Origin of the sequence: Campylobacter sp. CFSAN093227 (assembly GCF_012897855.1) — a bacterium.
GTDB lineage: Bacteria > Campylobacterota > Campylobacteria > Campylobacterales > Campylobacteraceae > Campylobacter_D > Campylobacter_D jejuni.
This window is the reverse complement of sequence record NZ_CP040610.1, coordinates 408,493-425,736: the sequence shown is the minus strand read 5'-3', so window position 1 is coordinate 425,736 and position 17,244 is coordinate 408,493. Positions and strand designations below refer to the sequence as shown.

General features: G+C 31.6%; 18 protein-coding genes, 1 pseudogene and 1 riboswitch. Of the genes and pseudogenes, 7 read left to right on the top strand and 12 right to left on the bottom strand.

The genetic code is table 11. From position 1 onward, the window contains the following. Genes FBF06_RS02240 through FBF06_RS02230 form a run of 3 tightly spaced genes read left to right on the top strand, consistent with a single transcriptional unit; the run spans position 1 to position 1,992 of the window. Positions 1-960 (top strand): hypothetical protein, encoded by a 960-nt coding sequence (locus tag FBF06_RS02240; protein WP_002868795.1) that lies wholly within the window; start codon positions 1-3, stop codon positions 958-960. Continuing rightward, on the top strand, positions 957-1,484 hold the full coding sequence (locus tag FBF06_RS02235) for a hypothetical protein (protein ID WP_002858498.1): 528 nt from the start codon (positions 957-959) through the stop codon (positions 1,482-1,484). Before FBF06_RS02240 ends, FBF06_RS02235 begins: the two co-directional genes overlap by 4 nt. Next, the gene (locus FBF06_RS02230) at positions 1,474-1,992 is read left to right on the top strand and encodes a hypothetical protein (protein ID WP_002868197.1); all 519 of its coding nucleotides are present in this window, start codon (positions 1,474-1,476) and stop codon (positions 1,990-1,992) included. Before FBF06_RS02235 ends, FBF06_RS02230 begins: the two co-directional genes overlap by 11 nt. Here the strand turns inward: FBF06_RS02230 and thiC are convergent. From thiC to rpe, 3 genes are all read right to left on the bottom strand, one after another. Then, positions 1,984-3,276, bottom strand: a complete 1,293-nt coding sequence (gene thiC, locus FBF06_RS02225) for a phosphomethylpyrimidine synthase ThiC (RefSeq protein ID WP_002867618.1) — start codon at positions 3,274-3,276, stop codon at positions 1,984-1,986. The genes FBF06_RS02230 and thiC overlap by 9 nt on opposite strands. Before the next feature lie 56 nt (positions 3,277-3,332). Further along, positions 3,333-3,437: riboswitch (TPP riboswitch) on the bottom strand. Between the two features lie 13 nt (positions 3,438-3,450). Continuing rightward, on the bottom strand, positions 3,451-4,221 hold the full coding sequence (locus tag FBF06_RS02220; RefSeq protein WP_002867619.1) for a 3'-5' exonuclease: 771 nt from the start codon (positions 4,219-4,221) through the stop codon (positions 3,451-3,453). Then, positions 4,218-4,865, bottom strand: coding sequence for a ribulose-phosphate 3-epimerase (rpe, locus tag FBF06_RS02215; RefSeq protein WP_002859889.1), 648 nt, complete (start codon positions 4,863-4,865; stop codon positions 4,218-4,220). Before rpe ends, FBF06_RS02220 begins: the two co-directional genes overlap by 4 nt. Positions 4,866-5,004: 139 nt before the next feature. Between rpe and rpmB the strand changes: the two genes are divergently transcribed. The 3 genes from rpmB (at position 5,005) to FBF06_RS02200 (ending at position 6,706) form a co-directional block, all read left to right on the top strand. Then, positions 5,005-5,199 carry a 50S ribosomal protein L28 gene (gene rpmB, locus FBF06_RS02210; RefSeq protein ID WP_002854974.1) on the top strand — a complete coding sequence of 65 codons (195 nt, stop codon included), beginning with the start codon at positions 5,005-5,007 and terminating at the stop codon, positions 5,197-5,199. Between the two features lie 184 nt (positions 5,200-5,383). After that, positions 5,384-5,599 (top strand): YdcH family protein, encoded by a 216-nt coding sequence (locus FBF06_RS02205; RefSeq protein WP_002855201.1) that lies wholly within the window; start codon positions 5,384-5,386, stop codon positions 5,597-5,599. Positions 5,600-5,608: 9 nt separating this feature from the next. Continuing rightward, positions 5,609-6,706: a methyl-accepting chemotaxis protein gene (locus FBF06_RS02200; protein ID WP_002858516.1), complete on the top strand. Its 1,098-nt coding sequence runs from the start codon at positions 5,609-5,611 to the stop codon at positions 6,704-6,706. Positions 6,707-6,737: 31 nt separating this feature from the next. Here FBF06_RS02200 and FBF06_RS02195 read toward each other — a convergent pair whose 3' ends face one another. The 5 genes and pseudogenes from FBF06_RS02195 to acpP form a co-directional block, all read right to left on the bottom strand. Beyond that, complete coding sequence (locus FBF06_RS02195; RefSeq protein WP_002855131.1) at positions 6,738-7,334, bottom strand: NUDIX domain-containing protein; 597 nt, start codon at positions 7,332-7,334, stop codon at positions 6,738-6,740. An 82-nt stretch (positions 7,335-7,416) separates the two neighbouring features. Further along, positions 7,417-9,488, bottom strand: a pseudogene (locus tag FBF06_RS02190) (TonB-dependent receptor). Positions 9,489-9,621: 133 nt separating this feature from the next. Beyond that, the gene (locus FBF06_RS02185; RefSeq protein ID WP_002859886.1) at positions 9,622-10,560 is read right to left on the bottom strand and encodes an acetyl-CoA carboxylase carboxyltransferase subunit alpha; all 939 of its coding nucleotides are present in this window, start codon (positions 10,558-10,560) and stop codon (positions 9,622-9,624) included. Position 10,561: 1 nt separating this feature from the next. Beyond that, positions 10,562-11,776: a beta-ketoacyl-ACP synthase II gene (locus FBF06_RS02180; protein WP_038816771.1), complete on the bottom strand. Its 1,215-nt coding sequence runs from the start codon at positions 11,774-11,776 to the stop codon at positions 10,562-10,564. Between the two features lie 26 nt (positions 11,777-11,802). Next, positions 11,803-12,036, bottom strand: coding sequence for an acyl carrier protein (gene acpP, locus FBF06_RS02175; RefSeq protein WP_002854831.1), 234 nt, complete (start codon positions 12,034-12,036; stop codon positions 11,803-11,805). Positions 12,037-12,145: 109 nt separating this feature from the next. Here acpP and tenA point away from each other — a divergent pair, with 109 nt between their 5' ends. Beyond that, entirely contained in the window at positions 12,146-12,814 is a 669-nt protein-coding gene (gene tenA, locus FBF06_RS02170; RefSeq protein WP_002864183.1) for a thiaminase II, read from the top strand. A gap of 23 nt (positions 12,815-12,837) precedes the next feature. On the opposite strand, the gene sdhE is transcribed toward tenA, so the two are convergent. The 4 genes from sdhE to FBF06_RS02150 all read right to left on the bottom strand — a co-directional run bounded on the left by sdhE (position 12,838) and on the right by FBF06_RS02150 (position 17,244). Then, complete coding sequence (gene sdhE, locus FBF06_RS02165) at positions 12,838-13,695, bottom strand: 8-methylmenaquinol:fumarate reductase membrane anchor subunit (protein ID WP_002855106.1); 858 nt, start codon at positions 13,693-13,695, stop codon at positions 12,838-12,840. A 3-nt stretch (positions 13,696-13,698) separates the two neighbouring features. Then, positions 13,699-14,664, bottom strand: a complete 966-nt coding sequence (gene sdhB / locus FBF06_RS02160; RefSeq protein WP_002854950.1) for an 8-methylmenaquinol:fumarate reductase iron-sulfur subunit — start codon at positions 14,662-14,664, stop codon at positions 13,699-13,701. After that, positions 14,661-16,496 carry an 8-methylmenaquinol:fumarate reductase flavoprotein subunit gene (sdhA, locus tag FBF06_RS02155; protein WP_168977513.1) on the bottom strand — a complete coding sequence of 612 codons (1,836 nt, stop codon included), beginning with the start codon at positions 16,494-16,496 and terminating at the stop codon, positions 14,661-14,663. The genes sdhB and sdhA overlap by 4 nt, the downstream gene beginning before the upstream one ends. 337 nt (positions 16,497-16,833) lie before the next feature. Next, positions 16,834-17,244, bottom strand: coding sequence for a pyridoxamine 5'-phosphate oxidase family protein (locus FBF06_RS02150; RefSeq protein WP_168977512.1), 411 nt, complete (start codon positions 17,242-17,244; stop codon positions 16,834-16,836).

Sequence of the window (17,244 nt, the reverse complement as noted above, 5' to 3'; positions counted from 1 at the left end):
ATGTTATTTTTACTTAAAAAAATATTTCCACAACTTTTTATTAGTATTATTTTAGAAGATAAAAAAAATATTGTAAAAGCTTCTATTTATAGAGGAAATAAACTAATCAGTAGCAATGAAAAAACTTTTGATAAAAGCGAAAATTTATTAGAATACGTAAAAAATTTAAGCAAGCATTTCTTATTTTACCACACTGCTTTATTTTTAGATGCCAAAGAACAAGGATTAATACCTAGTACAAATATTCAAGATTGTGAGCACTTTAATATAGGAAAAATCAGCTTACAGCATATTTTGTTTAATAATGCCCTTGTTTATACGGCTACCGAACATGTAGAATATTATAGCGAGCTTTTTGAAGAATATAGAGGTTTAGATTTTTTATATTCCCCTTTTGCTCTTCTTTACTACAATATGCAAAAAGAAAAACAGCCTGATGATCAAATTTTACTTTATGGATTTAAGCAAGGACATCTTTTGGCAATTATTGTTGCTAAAGGCAATACTATCTTATACGGTGATTTTAAAATATTTGAGCAAGAATTAGGTTTAGAGCTTGAACTTCCATCAGAAGATAATCAAGAAATTGAAAACAACAACGATGATACCGAAGTTACCTTAGATAACTTCAATGAAGCCTTAAATAATAAATTTGATCTACTTGATCAAGAAAATAATCTTGAAACTTTGGATAATAATGATAATTTTAATCTTGATGAATTAAATCAATTTAGCAATGATATGGAACTTTGCCGTTATATTATTACGAGCATTGAAAAATTTTATAATGATGATAAATATGCTGGGGTATTTATCAATGGTATTTTATTATATAGCGAATCAGATATTAACATAAGTGCTATTGATTTTTTAGAAAGTGAAACTTTTTTAGAGATAAAAACGAAACAAATCAACACCTTAGATCTTATGATAGAATTGATGCAAAAGGAGCTTAAATGACTTATAGCTTCATACAGCCAAGAAAAAAACCTATTTTCACACTCTTTGATAAAATTTGGCTAGGACTTTTTGGTTTTAGTATATTATTTATCTTGCTAGTATATTTTACATATACAATAAAAATTGCATTAATCAATAGCTCTATCGATGATGAAAAACAACAAGTTATAGTGCTTCAAAATCAAACTAAGCAAAATGAAATGCTTTATGAAATTTTATTTGATCAAAGCCAAATAGCGAAAAATTTTAACACTCAAAATCAAATTGTTAAAGAAAGCTTAAGAAATCTATTTGATATTATTGTAAAAACTGATAATATTACTCTTGAAAGTGTTGAACAAGACGAATATTCCTTAAAACTTATCGGAGTCACTCCTACAAGAGAAATGTTTACTCTACTTTTAGAAACCCCTTTAAAAAGCATCTTTGATCAAAGCTATACAACCTATTATCGCTTAGATAATGGGTGGTATCGTTTTGTTAGTATTAGTAAACAAATTCCAGGAGTTGCAGATGAAAGATAAAAGTCTAGAAGAAATTGATTTATTAAAGCTTATCATTTGCGCGTTAAGTTTTATAAGCGTTTGCACAGCCTTGATCTTATTTTTACTTTTACCGACATTAAAAAATTACAAACAAGCAAATCTTAGAGAAAATTCACAACTTGCTATCTTAAAAGCCGCTAAATCAAAATTTGACTTTAGTGAAGATAAAATATCAACTCTAAGAAGCGAAAACAACAAAAGTTTAGAGCAATTTGAGCAAAATTTTAATATAGGAAATTTTGATATTTTTTTACAAAAATATTTTCAAAATGTAAAAATTCAAGAAACTAAGCCCGAAAAACAAGAAAAATATCTAAAAAACCGCTTAGCTATTAAAGCGACAATGAACAATCCTAGAAGACTTTATGATTTTATTGATGCTCTAAAAAACTATAATAACTTAATCAAGCTTGATTATCCACTTAATCTTAAAGCAGGAGAGCAAGGTATCTCTATAGATCTTACTCTCAAAGTTTATTCAAGCTAAACTCACATCTTCGCCTTTTAAAATTTGATTCATAGTATTCATTGCACACATTTTTCCACACATGGAACATGAGTTTAAATCATCAGGGCGACGCTCATTAAACATTTTTTTAGCCTTTTCTCCATCAATAGCAAGTTTAAACATTTTCTCCCAATCTATCTCTTGTCTAGCCTTACTCATCTCATCATCTCTTGCTCTTTCTTTTGGAAGTTTAGCTATATCTCCCGCATGAGCTGCAATTTTAGTCGCAACTATACCCTCTCTAACATCTTCTAAATTTGGAAGTCTTAAGTGTTCAGCAGGTGTTACATAACACAGCATATCAGCACCGCTAGCTGCAGCCACAGCTCCTCCAATAGCACCACTAATATGATCATACCCTGCGCCAATATCTGTTACCAAAGGTCCTAAGACATAAAAAGGCGCTCCTTTGCATAAACGCTTTTCTAATTGCATATTTGCCTCTATTTCATTAATAGCCATATGCCCTGGACCTTCTATCATTACTTGAACCCCAACATCCCAAGCTCTTTGAGTAAGGAGTGACAATTCTATAAGCTCTGAAATTTGCGCCCCATCACTTGCATCGTGAGTAGAGCCAGGACGCAAAGCATCGCCCAAAGATAAAGTTACATCGTATTTTAAACAAATATCAAGCAAATCATCATAATACTCAAAAAAAGGATTTTCAGCATCTTTCATCATCATCCAAGCATAAAGCACAGAGCCTCCTCTTGAAACTATATTTGTAAGTCTTTTACTTTGTTTAAAAATATGCGCTGCGCGAGAATTAATACCTGCATGAATTGTCATAAAATCAACCCCACTTTTAGCATGATGATATACAACATCTAAAAAGTCTTTAGCACCAATTTGTTTTAAATCTTTTTCTAAAAATCCTACCGCATCATATACAGGAACTGTTCCTATCATAGCTTTTGAAACATTAACAAGCTCGTCTCTAAAACGACTTGTTTTGCCATAATTGCTTAAGTCCATAATCGCTTCTATGTCAAATTTATGAGCAAGCTCTACTTTTTTCATTTCCTCGCTATAATCAACGCAATCATTTGAAACTCCTAAATTTACATTAACCTTAGTACGCAGTCCAAAACCTATACCATTTGGATCAAGACTTTTATGATTAATATTTGCAGGGATAATAATTTTACCGCAAGCAATATTTTCAAGCAAAAAATCTTTACTTAAATTTTCTTTTTGTGCAACAATCTGCATTTCTTTAGTAAAAATACCTTCTTTCGCATAATTCATTTGAGTTTTCATAAATTTATCCTTTAAAAAATTTGGATAAATGAAGGGTGAGTATAAATTTTTAAAGTATTGAAATTTATAAATCTTCCCGACGCTGGCATTATCCAGATCCGGTTCGGTCTAAGCTTTTAGCTTACTCTCAGCCTGTTACACAAGCTCCCGTCATTTATGTCTTAATTATACACTTTAAATATTTATTTTTGCTTTATGCGTGGCAGTCTTTGTAAAATTTATAAGTTCTTCTGTAGTTTTTATATGATAGGGAAGTTTTCCAAGGCAATATTTAAAAATTTCAGCAGCTGCCAAAGCATCATCTAAAGCCCTATGATGCGTATTTTCCACGCCCAGAAATTCTTTCAAAACCTCTAGTTTATATTTTGGACTTTCTATACAACATTGTGCAAATTCTATAGTACAAATACGACGATTAAGTAAAATGCCAAAACCACACTCATTTAAAGCCTTAGAAATAAAACTATAATCAAAACGCACATTATGTGCTACAAAAATACTGTCTTTTAAAAAAAGCCTAAAATCACTTAAAACCTTTGTTAAACTTGGAGCATTTTCCACCATCTCATAAGTAATACCCGTAAGTTCGGTTATATTTTCTGGAATTTCTTTTACTTTAACAAAACTTTGAAAGCGTCCAATTTCTTTAGAATTTTGAATTTTTACTGCTCCAATTTCTAAAATTTCCCCCTTACTTACACCACCAGTACTTTCTATATCTACTATACAAAAAATTTCATCTTTAATTTTTGTTGTGCGTGTTTTAAGGATAAAAATATTATCTTTATTCAAAGTTAAGCCCAAACCCAAAAGCTCAAAAGTTTCCAAATCTAAATCAAAATTTTTTAATTCTTCAACTTTGGCAAACTCTTGCATCACCCAATCATAAGGCTTGCTTTGCTTGTTTAATATAGAAATAATCTGATCAATTTGCTGTAAACTCAAAATTCAAGCTTTAAAGATGAAATTGCAGTTTTATAATCATTAGAAGAAAAAATATAACTTCCAGCCACCAAAATATCAGCTCCGGATTCCTCTAAATCGCTAGCATTTAAACCATTAACACCACCATCAACCTCTATAAAAACTTTAGCATTTTTTTTATCAATCATTTGGCGTAATTCTTTGATTTTTTCATGTACCAAAGGTAAAAATTTTTGTCCACCAAATCCAGGATTAACACTCATTAAAAGCACCATATCTACAAATTCTAGCATGTGTTTAATAGAATCAATAGGAGTGTGTGGATTTAAAACAATAGCAGGATGGATTCCTTGACTTCTTATATATTCACAAAGCCTTATAGGATGAACTTCGCTTTCCATATGAAAAGAAATAAATTTTGGTTTCAAAGGGATAAAAAGATCTATAAATTTACTTACATCTTTAACCATCAAATGCACATCTAATGGCAACTTACTAATAGTTGAAATTTTTTCGATCACGCAAGGTCCGAAAGTCAAATTTGGAACAAAGTGTCCATCCATTACATCAATATGTAAAAGATCTGCACCTGCAGCTTCAATAGCTTTAACTTCTTCTTCTAATTTCAAAAAATTTGCAGACAATAAACTTGGAGCTACATACATGATCAAAACCTTAAACTATATATAAATGTGATAAATAATATTTTATCGACTTATATATTAAAAAAACTATAAATTATGGAATATTTTAAGCTTAATTTTGATAGAATCTTCATTTAAAAATTTTCATAAGGACAAGAAAATGGCAAGAGTATGTCAAATCACAGGCAAGGGTCCAATGGTGGGTAATAATGTCAGCCATGCTAACAATAAAACAAAAAGACGCTTTTTACCTAATCTCAGAACAGTTCGTGTAACTTTAGAAGATGGCACCACGAGAAAAATGAGAATCGCAGCTTCTACTCTGAGAACTCTAAAAAAACAAAATTCTAAATAATTTTGAGGATTTATTCCTCAATTTTAAAATTTCCAATTTAAAAATAAACTTTAATAAATCACTTATATAACACACATTTAAAAATTATTATTAATTTTATTATTTTTTAAGCTAAAAATATCTTTTAATAGTGTAAAATACCTTGTTAAATGAATTTTAAATTTCACTAATACAAGGAGAGTTTATGCTACATGAATATAGAGAATTAATGTCAGAGCTAAAAGGTAAAGATGCTCATTTTGATAAACTATTTGATCGTCATAATGAACTTGATGACATGATTAAAGATGCAGAAGAAGGTAGAACTTCTCTTAGCAGCATGGAAATTTCAACTTTAAAAAAAGAAAAGCTTCATGTAAAAGATGAACTTAGCCAATATCTAGCAAATTATAAAAAATAAGGCAAAACAATGTTTGGAAGTAAAATAAACCATTCTGATCTTCAAAAACTTGAAGAAGAAAATAAAAATCTTACACATAAAATTGAAAAATTTCAATCGGAAAATTTAGAATTAAAAAATAAAATTACATCATTAGAACAAGCGGCTTTAGAGTCTAAACTTAAAACAGATCTTTTAAATGTTTTATTAACTGGGGTTTTAAAAAATATTACTATTATTCAAGGCGATATGTTAGAAAATGTAAATAAGGCAGAAGTTATCTCTAGCTATTCTAAAACTTCTCTTGCTGAAATGGATGAACTTAACCATATTGCTAATTCTATCAATGCCTCTTTGGGAAATATTACAGAATCAGCCAATAAAACAAGAGATGTTGCAGGAACATTGCATAGAAGTGTAGATGAAATTACTAATGTAATTAATCTAATTAAAGATGTTTCCGATCAAACCAATCTTTTAGCTCTTAACGCTGCCATAGAAGCTGCACGCGCAGGTGAACATGGGCGTGGTTTTGCTGTTGTTGCCGATGAAGTAAGAAAACTAGCTGAAAAAACACAAAAAGCAACCACAGAAGTTGAAATGAATATCAACCTTCTAAAGCAAAATGCAAATGAAATGTATACTCAAAGTGAGCAAGTTGAAAAAATTTCTATAGATTCTAATGCTCATATTATGAGTTTTTCCGAAAAATTTACTCACTTAGTAAATGAAGCGCATTCTACTAATTCAAATGCAGTTGGTATCGCTTCAGAAGCTTTCGTATCTTTAGCAAAACTAGATCATATAGCTTTTAAATTAAATGGTTATAAAGAAATTTTTTCCAAATCAGGAAAGCAATTAGCCGATCATACATCTTGTCGCTTAGGAAAATGGCTTGCTAGCACAGGAAAAGAAAGATTTGGGCAAAATAAAAGCTTCTTAAAAATTAACGAGCCACATGAAAAAGTTCATGAAAATATGAATAATGCTATAACAATAGCAAATACAGAAGATATTAGCAAAGATATTACTCAACACAGCATAATTAATAAATGCGAAGTTGCTGAAAATGCATCGCTTGATCTTTTCAATGTATTTAAAGAAATGCTTGATGAGTCAGATCATTAAAATCCTAGGTTGAACCTTTTTAAGGTTTAACCTAAATAATCTTTAATTTTCCCCACTTTTCCTTTAAAAACCACATATAAGCAAAATCAAGCAAAGGCGTTCTTATCATATTTTTACATTTTTTTTCAAAATCCTGCACCTTAACATAAACAGCTTCAATCTCTTCATCATCAACTCCACCTCCAGAAGAAATTTTATCTTTTTCATCAACTTCTACGAAATAAAAGCTTTGCTTGCTTACACCTGAACCAAACCCTGTATAAAAATCTCCTATTTTTTCTAAATTTTTAGGAGCATATCCTAGTTCTTCTATACATTCTTCTTTTGCTATTTCCTCTAAAGATAATTTTTTATCCACAAGCCCAGAACAAAGCTCTATAGTATAGCCCATATCATCATCTTTTACATAATCTTTATCATGCATTTGATGATACCAAAGTGGTATACGAAATTGGCGTACAAAAATAAAACTTTCTAATTCTTTATGATACAAAAGCACTGAAACACTATCTTTAGATTCTATAAAATCCCAAGTGCAAAGCCTACCATTACTTTCATAAGCAAATCTCTTAGGCTTAATATAATTTGATTTTTCAAAAGAAAGTTCTTTTAAATTTTTAAACGCCATAATAAAACCTTTTATTTATTTTTCACATTGTACTTTATTTTTGCTTTTTTGAAAATATAAAGGTGATTAAAGCCTTAAAAAATTAAAAATCATATTTATAACTTAACCAAAAACTTCTTCCTTCTGTATAATCTTGATAGCGATTTGCATATCCAGCAGGATTAGCCCCATCTCATCTTGTAACTTGCGGATCAAAGAAATTTTTATCAAAAAGATTTTGCACTGCAAAACTTAAGCTAGATTGCTTATTGATTTTATAATTTATCCCTAAATCTACTATATAAAAAGGCTTATATTTTTGCCATGGCAGACTACCATTACCGCCACCTTTTGCTTTAGCTATAGTATCAAGTCTTGCTCGTGTTTTTATATAGGAACTAAATTTACCTCGCTCATAGTTTAATTTTAACATTGCTATATGTCTTGGTAAATTTTCTATTCTATCACCACCAAACCAATTTTTTTGACCATCTTTGTAGCGATTATCCATAAAAGTATAACTTGAATTTAAGCTAAAGCCATTGTAAGTTTTGGTATTAAATGCAAATTCTATACCTTTAGTCTGCGTTTTTCCAAGATTAATAGGACGCTTACAAACAATGCCATTGCTACAATTAATATCATTTTGCATACCTGTTAAATCTTCACTACTGATTTGATTTGTAAAATCAGTAATAAACCCTGTAATAGAATAATGTGCAAAATCAAATACCATAAAATCAACACCCAATTCATAATTTATACTTTCTTCTGGTTTTAAGTCAGGGTTTCCAAAATAAGCATTATTATTAGCATAATTATAATATCCATTTGTCAACTGCTTGGCAGCAGGAGTTTTATAGCCTTTTGAAACACCTCCTTTCAAGGCTATATTATCATTTAAGTGATAAACCAAATAAACCCTAGGCGTAAATTCAGAATCAAACAAATCGCTATAAATATAACGCAAACCTGTAGTAAAAATCAAATCATCGGTTATAAAATACTCATTTTCCCCATAAAGCGCAACCGCGGTTTGATCAAGATTTTTACCTCTTATTTGACTACCTGCGCTTGCTTGATCATTTTTAATATCTCATAATCAATCCTTGCACCAAAGGTATTTACTAAATTACCGTATTGACCTAAATTCCAAGGTAAAACAACCTTACCTTCTCCTACCCAAATTTGGCTATGCAGCTCCTTATCCTTAGTGCTACCATATTGTAAATATGAGTTAGTTGAACCAAAATCATAGTTACCATCATGATTTAAAACAATATTATCCTTAAAAAGTTGTCTTTCACTTTTAATAGCCCTACTACTTGTAGAATTCACTGAAATTTCATTAATATATCGCTCTATATCAAATATATATTATTTTTATCATCTACTGTCCAATTAAGCCTAGAACCAAAACCTAAACTAGTAAAAGCACCTGGACTATGACTAGCAATTTGATAATTATCAGGTCTTTGATTGTTATTATTCCAAACCGGTGTAGGCCATTTTAAATCAGAAGCTGCCTTATCATAATACTTCAACCTTGCAGAAATTGATAATATATCTTCAATCAAAAGAGTTGCTACATAAGCATTAAATCCCTCAGCATTACCATAGTGATTAGAGTGCTGTTGTAAAAGAGTATTAAATTCTATATTTGCTTCGATTTTATCAGGATTTTTCTTAGTGATAATATTTATCCACACCGCCTACAGCATCACTGCCATAAAGTGTAGAAGCTGGACCACGTATAACCTCAATACGCTCTATCATAGACAAAGGTGGCAGATATCCTGACTCACTGCCGCTAAAACCATTATCATAAAACCCATTTGCAACACTTTGACGTTTTCCGTCAATTAAAACTAGAGTATAAGAACTACCAAAACCTCGTATGCTAAAATCATAAGTGCCTGTTTTATTCATAGTCACATCTACACCTGGAATATCTCCTATAGCCTCTCCTATATCCTTAATTGGCTTTTTTTCAAGCTCTTCTTTTGTAATGATAGAAATACTAGCAGGCGCATCAACCAAATCTTGTTCAAAACCACTAGCACTAACCACAACATCATTAAGTTGATATTTTTCTTCTGCTTTTAACAAAGCTCCAGATAAAATTAAAAAACACAGTAAACTTTTTTTAAATTTTATATTTTTGATTTGAGTCAAATTAATTCCTTTAAAAATAATTATTTTGATATTTAAAATCATTTTTGAAGTATAAAAAAAGAATACTTTTAATTAACTTAATTTTGATAACAATTATAAATAATAAAATTATTTAAAAAAGCGAAGTAAAAGCCTAAGCCTCTTGATAGGCTCCAAGCTTTAAAATTTTCTGCATACGATTTGCAGAAAGTTCTCGTACATCAATATTTTCAAGTTCATTTAGAGATTTTTTTACATAATCAGCAATAGCTACTGCTGTAGCCTCTTTATTGCGATGTGCACCATTTGTAGGCTCATCTATAACATCATCAATTAAACCTTGAGATTTTAAATCATCAGCCGTTACCTTCATAGCCTTGGTTGCAGCTTCACTTTTTGCAGGATCATTCCAAAGTATTGCAGCACAACCTTCAGGAGAAATTACTGAAAAAACAGAATTTTTCATCATTGCAAGTTTATCTGCAACCCCTATAGCTAACGCCCCGCCACTACCGCCTTCTCCGATAACTATAGCAATGGTCGGTATTTTCAAATCACTTAATTCATATAAATTTCTAGCGATAGCTTCACTTTGTCCTCTTTCTTCAGCACCTATTCCAGGATAAGCACCTGGAGTATCTATCAAAAATAAAATAGGAATTTGAAATTTCTCTGCAAGTCTTGCTACTCTTAAGGCTTTGCGATATCCTTCAGGATGTGGCATCCCAAAATTTCTAGCGATTTTATCTTTTGTTCCACGTCCTTTTTGCTCACCAATTACAATTATTTTTTTCTCTCCTAAATAACCCATAAAACAAACAATAGCAGGATCATCTCTAAAGGCACGATCACCATGTATTTCGTGAGCGTCATTTAAAATAAGTTCAATATAGTCAAGAGCATAAGGGCGATCTGGATGACGCGCTAATTGCAAACGCTGAAAATCACTTAAATTCTTATAAGTTTTAGAAATTTCTTTCTCAAGATTTTTCTTTAAAATTGATACAGCTTCAGTATCTCCTTTAATCTGAGCATTGATAATGTCCTCGTCAATTTGCTGAATATTTTTTTCAAAATCTAAATAAGAAGCCATATTAATCTACTTTTTTAAATACAACACAGCCATTTGTGCCACCAAAACCAAAAGAATTACTCATCACCACTTTTAAATCTACTTTTCTTGATATATTTGGAATATAATCAAGATCACATTCATCATCTTTTACAAGCTGATTGATTGTAGGTGGAACTACCCCATCTCTTAAAGCCATAACACTAACAACTGCTTCAATTGCACCTGCAGCACCCAAGCAATGACCTGTTTGTCCTTTGGTGGAACTTATAAGCGGGATATTATTGCCAAAAAGCTCTTTAATTGCTGCTGTTTCATTTTTGTCATTTACAGGGGTTGAAGTTCCATGTGCATTGATATAATCTACCTTTGGATTCCCTGCCATATTTAAAGCTTTTTTCATAGCTCTTAAAGGCCCATCTAAAGTTGGTGAAGTAATATGATGCGCATCTGCACTTTCTCCAAATCCAATTAATTCAGCATAAATCGTAGCACCGCGTTTTTTAGCCTCTTCATATTCCTCAAAAACTAAAGCTCCAGCACCTTCTCCCATGACAAAACCATCTCTTTCTTTGTCAAATGGTCTTGAAGCATGCTGTGGATCTTCATTTCTAGTTGATAAAGCTTTCATTGAAGCAAAACCACCTATACCCACAGGACAAATCGCAGCTTCTGCACCTACGACTAACATCTTTTTAGCATTTCCCAAAGCTATACTTTTATAAGCTTCTCCTATAGCATGAGTTCCTGCTGCACAAGCTGTAACACAAGAAATATTTGGCCCTTTAAGTCCATGCTCTATAGAAATCAAACCTCCTAACATATTTACAAGTGCCGAAGGTATGAAAAAAGGGGAAATTTTACGCGGACCTCGCTCGGAACAAATAATGGAATTTTTTTCTATGTTAGGCAAACCTCCAATACCAGAAGCCGAAACAATGCCAAATTCTTCTTTATCTAATTCTTCACTAAATCCAGCATCCTGTATTGCTTCTCTTGCTGCTTTAATTCCAAGTTGTATGAAACGGTCAATTTTTTTTACTTCTTTGCCATCAACAACCTCTAATGGATCAAAATTTTTAACTTCAGCTGCAATTTGAACAGGAAAGTCCGTAGCATCAAAAAGAGTAATTTTATTTACTCCGCTTTCTCCATTGCAAATTGCTTTAAATGAACTTTCTTTATCTAAACCAAGGGCATTGATCATACCAATACCTGTAACTACAACTCTTTTCAAGAATAAGCTCCTTGCAAGAAAAAAAATTATTTTTTTAGATTGTCAATATAATTTACAACATCTTCAATTTTAATTAATTTTTCAGCATCACTATCTGGAATTTCTACTTCAAATTTTTCTTCTAAAGCCATAATAAGCTCTACAACATCTAAAGAATCAGCACCTAAATCTTCAATAATTTTTGATTCCATTTTAACTGCATCTGCATCAATACTTAATTGCTCTACTACTACTGCTTTTACATCATCAAATGTTGCCATTTGTTCTCCTTCAAAAAATTAAAATAAAGCGTATTTTACTATAAAAAGCTTAAAATATTTATAGTTTTTCATTATACTTGAAAATAAAATATTAAAACATAAAGGAAAAATGATGCTTTTCTCTAATTTAATCAAAGAAAATCAAAAAATTTGGAATGCTTATCTACATCATGATTTTGTTAAAAAATTGGAAGATAAAAGCCTAAAGCAAGAAAATTTTCTTTTTTATCTCAAGCAAGATTATATTTATTTGCTTAATTACGCAAAATGTTATGCAAGATTAGCACTTAACTCAAATACTGCAAAAGAACTTCGTTTTGCTATGAAATTTCAAAATTATATAGTTGAAGGAGAAATGGAACTTCATCGTGCAATTTTATCTCTTGGCATTAATGCAGATGAACTCGATATAAAAGATGAAAGTTTAGTCAATATAGCCTATTCGCGTTATATGTTAAGCGTAGGTGAAAATGGAGATTTTTTAGATATGTTAGTTGCTCTTAGTGCTTGCGCTATAGGCTATGCAAAAATAGGTGCTGAAATTATAAATCGTTTAAAAAATGAAAATTTAAAAGATCATCCTTACAAGGAATGGATTTTGACCTATGGAAGTGAAAATTTTCAAAATGAAGCTAAAGAATTTGAAGATTTTGTTAATTCTTATACTTCAAGTGTTGGTGCACAAAAATTCCAAAAACTCAGCGAAATTTTTCATACTGTAACACGCTTAGAAGTGGCTTTTTGGGAGCATTCTTTAAGAATGGAATTAAATCTTTAAACATGGGCTTTTTGCCCATGTTTTTATGCAATTTTACTTGCATCAATAATATTATAATCTAAACCAACCATTTCTTTAGAAAGTCCTAATGCAAGTCCTACTAATTGTGATAAATGAATAATAGGCAATCTTGCTTTAGAATTAGTATAATCTTGAAATCTTTCTTGATAGATATCAAGCTGCATTTGACAAAGTGGACAAGGTGTTACAACACAATCAGCTTGATTTTCACTTGCATTATTGACAATTTGACTAGACATTTTTTTCACAGATTTTTCTGCAGGATAAGAAGCATGAAAACCACAACAATCAAGGCGTTTTTCAAAAGGAACTATTTTAGCCCCTAAAACTTCTACTACACTTTCAAAACTTTTTGGATTGGTTGAACTTTCTTTTTTACCGAAAGCATCTTCAGGTCTTAAACTATGGCAACCATAAAATAAAGCTACTTTTAAATTTGAAAGCGGCTTTTTCACCTTGCTTTTTAAATTATCCAAATCCTCATAAAGCTCCCACAAAAGACTTGTAATAGGCGTTGAACCTTGATATTTCATTCCACCTTGTGCTAAAAAAATATTGATGCGTTCTTTTGCACCCTTATCAAGAGTATTTTTTGCTTTAGTTAAAGTTAGCATACAAGTACTACAAGTTGTAAGCATTGGCATTTTCATCTCTTCTGCTAAAGCAATATTTCTTGCATTAGCTACCAAAGTCGCAATAGGATCAACACACTGCGCTTGAGAAGCCCCACAACAACTCCACCCCTTAATTTCATTCAACTTCCAACCCAAAATAGGTGCAATAGCTTCAAGTGAAATTTTAGATTCTTTTGCAGCTTGAGATAAAACACAACCTGGAAAAAAAGCGTATTCTTTTTGCATATTTTACTCCTTAACAGCAGCTTCTTGTGCCGCCTTTATCATTTTAACCAAATCTTTATGACCTTCTATTTCATCCTCGCCAAAAACATGCATAGGATTCATTTTTCCTGCACGCATAAGTTTAAAAGCTATATCTGTTTTACCCATAGAACCTATAACACCCTCAGAACGCAAAGCAAGATAAATTTCATTCAAGCGTCCTGAACCTTCAACTAAATCTTTATAAAAAGCTTCAGCATGATCAGGCCCTAAGCCTTCATTTAAACCTTTTTTAATCGCCATCACTCTTAAATTTGCTATATCACTTACTGAACTTATACCCTTTGGACAACGATCAGCGCACTCTTGACAATGAACACAAAGCCAAAGTCCATTCATTACGCTGGGTTTTACATGCAACATAGGATCCTTACCTCGAGAGTCTGCCGCTGCACGCCAAGCATGAGTAAAAACAAAAGGTTGCATATAATCGCTACTATCTGCTTCTAATTTATTACACTCTGAGGCACAGCTACCACATAAAATACAATCCCATTGCTTGCTAATACGATCAAATTCTTCTTGACTTTGTTTACAGCCCTTTTCCGCTGAAAATTCATTTTTTGCCACCATGGCAGGACGAATTTTTCTTAAATTTTCTATAGAAGGCTCCCAATCCACAATTAAATCAGAAATTACTCTAAAATTTCCAAGCGGAGAAATGCGTATACTTGAAGGATTATCATATTCTTTTAATAAATCTTGCATTTTAGTATCACAAGCAAGATAAGAATGCCCATTCACACGAACTGCACAAGCCCCACAAATTGCAGATTGACAAGAGGCGGTAAAATTTAAAGTAATATCTTTTGTTTTTTTGATAAAAAGCAAAAGAGAGAGCAGAGTTTTTCCTTGTATATCCTTATCATCAATATCATAACTTTGTTCATATTTTTCCTTGCCATTAAAACGATCTATGATAATTTTCATTGTACTCTCCTTCCATCAAGTGAAAACTCAGTTACCACGACATCTTTATAACTAAGTTTTAATTCATCATTTTCTAAATTTACAATGCTATGTTTTAAGAAATTTTTATCATCTCGCTTTGGATAATCTTCTCTAGTATGAGCCCCACGGCTTTCAAGTCTATTTCTAGCTGCTAAACAAGCACAGCGAGAAAGTAAAATCAAATTACCAAGCTCTACATAATCTGTAAAAGCAGTATTCATCACTTCATTAGGATTTGGAATACGAATTTTTTCATATCTTGCTTGTATATCTTCTAATTTTTTTGCTAGAAGATCGAGTTTTTCTTGAGTTCTAAAAATCCCCATATTATCCCAATTTTGACTTCCTAGCTCTTCTCGCAATTCATACATTTCTTGACCATTTCCGCCATTATTTGTAATTTCTTTAAATCTAACCTGCCATTTTTGAGCAAGTTCATGAGTTTTTGCCCCTTTTTCAAAACTTGCATCTTTAGCATAATTTGTCGCACCAATGCCTGCTAAATGCCCTGTTACAACTGCATCGGCTAAAGAATTTCCCCCTAGTCTATTAGCTCCATGTATAGAAATGCAAGAAGCTTCTCCACCTACATAAATTCCAGCAATTTTAGTACTCATATCTTCAAATTTAGCCACTTCAATTCCACCCATAGAATAATGTGCCGTTGGACGGATAGGTACAGGAGTATCTACTAAATCAATATTTTCAAAAAGCATTGCAGTGTGACGAATTTTTGGTAAATCTTTTAAAATTTTTTCTTTTCCTAAGTGGCGTACATCGCACAAAACATAAGCTCCAAGTCCCTCGCCATAACCTCTACCTTCACGAATTTCTGTTTCTATAGCACGCGCAACCACATCTCGCGGTGCAAGCTCCATTTTTTCATGGTAATTTTTCATAAAACGCTCACCACGATTATTTAAAAGATATCCCCCTTCACCGCGCGCCGCTTCTGTAATAAGAGTTCCACCATTTGCAACTCCTGTTGGGTGAAATTGTATCATCTCAGGATCTTCAAAACCAAGTCCTGCTCTAAGAGCAGCTGCCACACCATCTCCTGTGGCAATAAAAGGAGTTGAAGTTCTATTATAAAATATCCTTGTGTATCCCCCTGTAGCAATCACCAAAGCTTTGCATAACACAGGATAAATTCCACCGCTTTGTATATCTCTTAAAACGACACCCTCGCATTTTCCATCCACAACACCTATATCCAAAAGTTCATGATCCATTAAAAATTTCACACCACTACTAATAGCATCATCTAAACAAGAATGCATTAAAATATGACCTGTTTTATCTGCAGAATAGTTACAGCGTTTCTTGGAAGCTCCTCCCATTAAACGCTGAGCTACTCCACCTTGCTCATTTCTTGAAAACAAGGTTCCTATAAAATCCATATTAAAAATAGCCTTTCCAGCTAATTCGCAAAATTTTAAAGCCGCCTCTTGATCTACCAAATAAGCTCCGCCTTTAATAGTATCATAAGCATGTAATTTATAGGAATCTCCATTAGAAAAATCAGTAACTCCATTAATTCCACCCTCTGCCATACAAGTTGCGTTACGCGATGGCATCATCTTTGTAGCTACTACAACGCTTAATTTTGGATTTTCTTTTCTCACTGCGGCTGCAGCACGCAAACCTGCTCCACCTGATCCAATTACCAAAACATCGCAAGAAGGTAAATTTGTATCTTTATCCATCTTAGATGAATCATCTAAAGCATAAACTCCACTTGAACTTGCAACTAAAGCTCCTACACTAATACAGGCTGTTTTTATAAAATCTCTTCTAGAAAATTCACCCATATCATTCTCCTTATTTAAAAAAATTAATAATAATTTTTAATGTAAGTCAATCTTACATAACCGCATGCCAAAAATCCAAAAACAAACTCTCCTTTCAATATAAAATGGATTAAAAACAAATTTATAATTTAGTAAATATAAAAAAGCATAAGATAAGTAATCAAAGAAGATAGATGAATATAATAAAATAAATATTAAAAAAATTTTGCAATATATCATAATCTATTCCTTGCAAATTAAACGGAATGATTATACCTTAAAAAAATAACAAAAAGTTAATATTAATTAAGATAATATTTATCTTAATTAATATATAGTTAATAAAATTATCAAATCATTAAGCCTTAAAAAGCTTAAATTCTCCATTTATAAATTGCATTCTAGCACTTAAATGATCAAGATAGAAAACTTCAAATTTTGGATTTTGCGGAGTTTCATAAAGATTTACAAGATAAGGATATTTTTCAAACATCATTTTTTTAACTTCTAAATTTGGTTCAAAAACCGCATTAGCCCTAAGTCTTAAAAAAGTCCCATCTTTTGCACAAGAACAAAATTCAATACCATTATAATTTTTTATATGCTTAAAAAGTCCTTTTGTATTTGCTGTGCAAAAATAAATTTTATCTCCCATAAGCAATGGACTTTGTATAGGACGCACTCTAGGATTTCCACAAGTTCCTAAAGTGGCTAAAAATGCCGGTGCATTATCATCTAAAAATTGTGCTATTTCTTTTAAATCCATCAT

Bases quoted from the DNA above. Each gene is read 5' to 3' on its own strand.
- FBF06_RS02240 (WP_002868795.1), top strand. From the start codon at position 1: ATGTTATTTTTACTTAAAAAAATATTTCCACAACTTTTTATTAGTATT.
- FBF06_RS02235 (WP_002858498.1), top strand. From the start codon at position 957: ATGACTTATAGCTTCATACAGCCAAGAAAAAAACCTATTTTCACACTC.
- FBF06_RS02230 (WP_002868197.1), top strand. From the start codon at position 1,474: ATGAAAGATAAAAGTCTAGAAGAAATTGATTTATTAAAGCTTATCATT.
- thiC (WP_002867618.1), bottom strand. From the start codon at position 3,276: ATGAAAACTCAAATGAATTATGCGAAAGAAGGTATTTTTACTAAAGAA.
- rpe (WP_002859889.1), bottom strand. From the start codon at position 4,865: ATGTATGTAGCTCCAAGTTTATTGTCTGCAAATTTTTTGAAATTAGAA.
- rpmB (WP_002854974.1), top strand. From the start codon at position 5,005: ATGGCAAGAGTATGTCAAATCACAGGCAAGGGTCCAATGGTGGGTAAT.
- FBF06_RS02205 (WP_002855201.1), top strand. From the start codon at position 5,384: ATGCTACATGAATATAGAGAATTAATGTCAGAGCTAAAAGGTAAAGAT.
- FBF06_RS02200 (WP_002858516.1), top strand. From the start codon at position 5,609: ATGTTTGGAAGTAAAATAAACCATTCTGATCTTCAAAAACTTGAAGAA.
- FBF06_RS02195 (WP_002855131.1), bottom strand. From the start codon at position 7,334: ATGGCGTTTAAAAATTTAAAAGAACTTTCTTTTGAAAAATCAAATTAT.
- FBF06_RS02185 (WP_002859886.1), bottom strand. From the start codon at position 10,560: ATGGCTTCTTATTTAGATTTTGAAAAAAATATTCAGCAAATTGACGAG.
- acpP (WP_002854831.1), bottom strand. From the start codon at position 12,036: ATGGCAACATTTGATGATGTAAAAGCAGTAGTAGTAGAGCAATTAAGT.
- tenA (WP_002864183.1), top strand. From the start codon at position 12,146: ATGATGCTTTTCTCTAATTTAATCAAAGAAAATCAAAAAATTTGGAAT.
- sdhE (WP_002855106.1), bottom strand. From the start codon at position 13,695: ATGCAAAAAGAATACGCTTTTTTTCCAGGTTGTGTTTTATCTCAAGCT.
- sdhB (WP_002854950.1), bottom strand. From the start codon at position 14,664: ATGAAAATTATCATAGATCGTTTTAATGGCAAGGAAAAATATGAACAA.
- sdhA (WP_168977513.1), bottom strand. From the start codon at position 16,496: ATGGGTGAATTTTCTAGAAGAGATTTTATAAAAACAGCCTGTATTAGT.
- FBF06_RS02150 (WP_168977512.1), bottom strand. From the start codon at position 17,244: ATGATGGATTTAAAAGAAATAGCACAATTTTTAGATGATAATGCACCG.